Origin of the sequence: Paraburkholderia sp. (assembly GCF_035656215.1) — a bacterium.
GTDB lineage: Bacteria > Pseudomonadota > Gammaproteobacteria > Burkholderiales > Burkholderiaceae > Paraburkholderia.
Genome location: NZ_DASRSY010000153.1, coordinates 1 through 4,149, shown reverse-complemented (window position 1 = coordinate 4,149; position 4,149 = coordinate 1). Strand labels below are relative to the sequence as shown.

The following is a 4,149-nucleotide window of genomic DNA, read 5'->3' as shown; positions in this document are numbered from 1 at the left end:
GTGAGCCAGTTGTAGAACGGCGTGCCCACAGTCAGCCCAGCAAACGCGCTACCGTTGTTATTCGCAGCCGAGCTGAACGCGTAGAGGATTTCGGAGAAGCCGTGCGCGCCGGGGTTAGCAATACCCGCTTTGCCCGCGTCGGTCAGCACCGCGATCGACGTACCGACCAGCACCAGCAGCGGTGTAAGCAGCACGACGATCGACACCATTTTCATCTCGTACGCTTCGATCTTCTTGCCGACGTATTCAGGCGTGCGGCCGATCATCAGGCCTGCCACGAACACGGCCAGCAGTGCGAACACGAGCATCCCGTACATGCCGGAGCCCGCGCCGCCGAAGATCACTTCGCCCAGTTGCATCAACAGCATCGGATAGAGGCCGCCGATCGGCGTCAGCGAGTCGTGTGTATTGGCCACCGCGCCGCACGAAGCCGCGGTGGTCGCCACTGTGAAGATGCCCGACTGCGCGATACCAAAGCGCGTTTCCTTGCCTTCCGCGTTACCACCCGACTGCAACGCACTCGCCGATTGATCGACATGCAGCGCGGCGAACGCCGGGTTACCACTCTGCTCGGCACCGATTTCGCCAAATACGCAGACAGCGAACGCAATCGTCATCGCCGCGAGGACGGCGACGCCCTGTTTGCGGTCCGAGATCATCCGGCCGAACACCAGCGCCAATGCAGCGGGGATGATCAGGATCGAGAAGATCTGCAGGAAGTTCGAGAACGGCGTCGGGTTTTCGTACGGATGCGCCGAGTTACCGTTAAAGAAGCCGCCACCGTTGGTGCCGAGCATCTTGATTGCTTCCTGCGATGCAACCGGGCCCATGGCGAGGGTTTGCGTCTTCACCGGCGTATCGACCGTCACCGCATTACCCTTCGCGTCCTTCACCGGATTGCCTTGTGCATCGAGCTTCGGTGCGGCGTACGTGGTGGTTTGCAGCGTCGGCACATCCTGATACGACTTGAAATTCTGGATCACGCCCTGACTCATCAGGATCGCTGCGATGATCGCCGACATTGGCAGCAACACGTAAAGCGTCACACGCGTGAGGTCAACCCAGAAGTTGCCGATGGTTTGCGCCGTGTGACGCGCGAAGCCGCGAATCAGCGCGATCACCACCACAATGCCGGTGGCGGCCGAGAAGAAGTTCTGGACGGTGAGGCCGAGCATCTGCGCCAGATAGCCAACGGTCTGCTCAGGCGTGTAATCCTGCCAGTTCGTGTTGGTCACGAAGCTGATCGCCGTATTGAACGCGCCGTCCACCGTCATCGGGCCGAACTGCTGCGGATTGCCCGGCAACCAGCCTTGCACGCGCAACAGCACGTAAAGGAAAAGCGCGCCGAGCGCGTTGAACGCGATCGTGGCGATGGCGTAGTGTTTCCAGCCCATTTCCGTCGACGGATCGACGCCCGCGATGCGATACAGCAAACGCTCGATCGGGCCGCCGAAGCGAACCACGCGCGAGGAGCCGTCCATCACGTTGGCCAGGTAGCGGGACATCGGCACCGCGGCTGCCAGCAGCACGACGATGAAGAGACCCGCTTGCAGGACATTGTTCGAGTTCATTCAATGTCCTCCGCGCGCAACAGCGCATAGACCAGATACATAAACAGCAGCGCGGTAGCCGCGCCCGACAACCAGAGGATCCAGTTCATGAGCGAGCTCCCTGGCCACGCCGGAACTGCATCAACTTCTCGCAGCCGGCAATCAACGCAAAGGTCAGCGCGAAAAACAGCACCATCCCCCCGACATACAGCACATCCATTTTTATTCCCCATTCACGGACTTTGGATAGGTGCAACGTTATGCCGATCCGCGTAAAGGGCAGGTCAAAGATTTGAGATGGGATGTAAAAATCGCGTAAACGGAAAAGGCCGTTCCATCATGAGATGGAACGGCCTTGAACCGATGGGGCGTGGGCTTGTGGTGGTTCGCGCCGGCCTGGCTGCCACGCACCGCAAGCGTCATGACGCTGTGGTTTTTACACCTGCACGATGCTCCGCCCTGCGCTCATTGCACGAGCGTTTACGGCACCAGAATCGTCGAGCCCGTGGTGCGACGCCCTTCGAGATCCGCGTGCGCCTTGCCGACATCGGCCAACGCGTAGCGCTGATTGATGCTCGCCTTCACCTTGCCCGACACCAGCATGTCGAACAATTCGGCGGACATCGCCTCGTAGTCGCTGCGTTTGGCGATATAGGTAAAGAGCGTGGGGCGCGTAAAGAACAGCGAACCGCGTCCGGCGAATTCCGATGAATCGATCGGCGGCAACGCGCCCGATGCATTGCCGAAGCTCACGAACATGCCGAGCGGCGCGAGGCAGTCGAGCGAGCCCGTAAACGTGTCTTTACCGATTGAGTCGTACACCACCGGCACACCCGCGCCGTTGGTGATCTCGCGCACGCGCTTGGTGAAGTTCTCGCGCGTATAAACGATCGGATGGTCGCAGCCGTGCGCCTTGGCGATCTCGGCTTTCTCATCGGAACTGACCGTGCCGATCACCGTCGCGCCCAACGCCTTCGCCCACTGACAAACCAACAGGCCGACGCCGCCGGCCGCGGCCTGGATCAGGATCGTGTCGCCCGCTTTCACCGGATAGGTGCGGCGCAGCAGATATTGCGCGGTCAGCCCCTGCAGCATGACGGAGGCCGCCTGCTCGTCGCTCAACGCGTCCGGCACCTTGACGACTTGCGCCGCCGGCAGCACACGCTCCTGGGCGTATGCGCCAGGCGGACGCGCCACGTATGCCACGCGATCACCGGCCTTGAGACCAGTCACGCCCGCACCGACCGCGGTGACTTCACCCGCCGCTTCCATCCCGAGGCCACCCGGCAACGGCAACGGATACAGGCCCGTGCGGAAATACACGTCGATATAGTTCAGGCCCACCGCAGTCTGCCTGATGCGAATCTCGCCCGCGCCCGGCTCGCCCACTTCGACGTCCACCCATTTCATCACCTCAGGGCCGCCGGTTTTATCGAATCGGATTGCTTTGACCATCATGTCTCCTTGGTTTGTGATGTCGATCGGTCGCACAGCACGCGCGTGTTCAGACCTGCTGCGTGAGGCGCAAGGTCAGCACGTCGAGAATCATTCGCGCGGTCGAAATATTGGTGGCGCACGGAATGTTGTGCACGTCGCAGGCGCGCACCAGTGCGTTGATGTCCGGCTCGTGCGGCTGCGGCGTCATCGGGTCGCGCAGGAAGATCACCATGTCCACCCGCCCTTCCGCGAGCTGCGCGCCGATCTGCAAGTCGCCGCCATGCGGGCCGGACAACATGCGTTCGACCGTCAGGCCATGCGCGTCACCAATGCGCGTGCCGGTCGTACCGGTCGCGACGATCTCGCAACGCCTGAGCGTATCGACGTATTCGCCGGCCAGTTTGACGATATCGTCTTTCTTGTGATCGTGCGCGATCAGCGCAATGCGGGTGGTCATGACGTAAGACTCCTGAAACCGTTGTGAATGTCGTTGTTGTAGTGAGGGTGATGCCGGTGCTTCGCTAGCACTTCCTTCGCCGGCACTTCAATACCTGGCCGTTCAGAATGTACCGGCGTAAGTGCCGCCGTCGATCAGCCAGTTCTGGCCCGTGATGTAGCCGGCATGCACGCTGCACAGGAACGCGCAGGCGCGGCCGAATTCATCGCGATTGCCGAAACGGCCGGCGGGGATCGTCTTCATGCGCTGCTTGCGCGCGTCGTCGACGGATATGTTTTGCGCCTTGGCTTGTGCCGCGAAGGTGGTGGCGATGCGGTCGGTGTCGAACAGGCCAGGCAGCAGGTTGTTGATCGTCACGCCCGCGGAAGCCACCTTGCTGCGCGCCAGGCCCGCCACGAAGCCGGTCAGCCCCGAGCGTGCCCCGTTAGACAGGCCGAGCACGTCGATCGGCGCCTTGACGGCCGAGCTCGTGATATTGACGATACGTCCGTAGCCACGCTCGCTCATCCCGTCGATGGTCGCGCGGATCAGTTCGATCGGCGTGAGCATGTTGCTCTCCAGCGCGCGGATCCAGTCTTCGTGCGTGAAGTTGCGAAAGTCGCCCGGCGGCGGACCGCCCGCGTTGTTGACCAGAATATCCGGCTGCGGACAGGCGGCGAGCGCCGCGGCGCGTCCTTCGGGCGTGGTGATGTCGCACGCCACCGT

At 62.1% G+C, this 4,149-nt stretch carries 6 protein-coding genes; all 6 read right to left on the bottom strand.

Annotated features, from left to right (window positions below; all coding sequences use genetic code 11):
- Positions 1-1,571: potassium-transporting ATPase subunit KdpA (gene kdpA / locus VFE81_RS08975; RefSeq protein ID WP_325044253.1), on the bottom strand; the 1,571-nt coding region annotated here is incomplete at its 3' end.
- Entirely contained in the window at positions 1,568-1,660 is a 93-nt protein-coding gene (gene kdpF / locus VFE81_RS08970) for a K(+)-transporting ATPase subunit F (protein WP_200564436.1), read from the bottom strand. The genes kdpF and kdpA, both read right to left, overlap by 4 nt.
- A complete protein-coding gene (locus tag VFE81_RS08965) occupies positions 1,657-1,770 on the bottom strand; it encodes a hypothetical protein (protein ID WP_054035137.1) in 114 nt (37 codons plus the stop codon). Before VFE81_RS08965 ends, kdpF begins: the two co-directional genes overlap by 4 nt.
- A gap of 260 nt (positions 1,771-2,030) precedes the next feature.
- Positions 2,031-3,005: a quinone oxidoreductase gene (locus VFE81_RS08960; RefSeq protein ID WP_325044254.1), complete on the bottom strand. Its 975-nt coding sequence runs from the start codon at positions 3,003-3,005 to the stop codon at positions 2,031-2,033.
- Positions 3,006-3,054: 49 nt separating this feature from the next.
- The gene (locus tag VFE81_RS08955) at positions 3,055-3,444 is read right to left on the bottom strand and encodes a methylglyoxal synthase (RefSeq protein ID WP_325044252.1); all 390 of its coding nucleotides are present in this window, start codon (positions 3,442-3,444) and stop codon (positions 3,055-3,057) included.
- Positions 3,445-3,546: 102 nt separating this feature from the next.
- A partial coding sequence (locus VFE81_RS08950; RefSeq protein ID WP_325044251.1) for an SDR family oxidoreductase occupies positions 3,547-4,149 on the bottom strand: 603 nt, incomplete at its 5' end.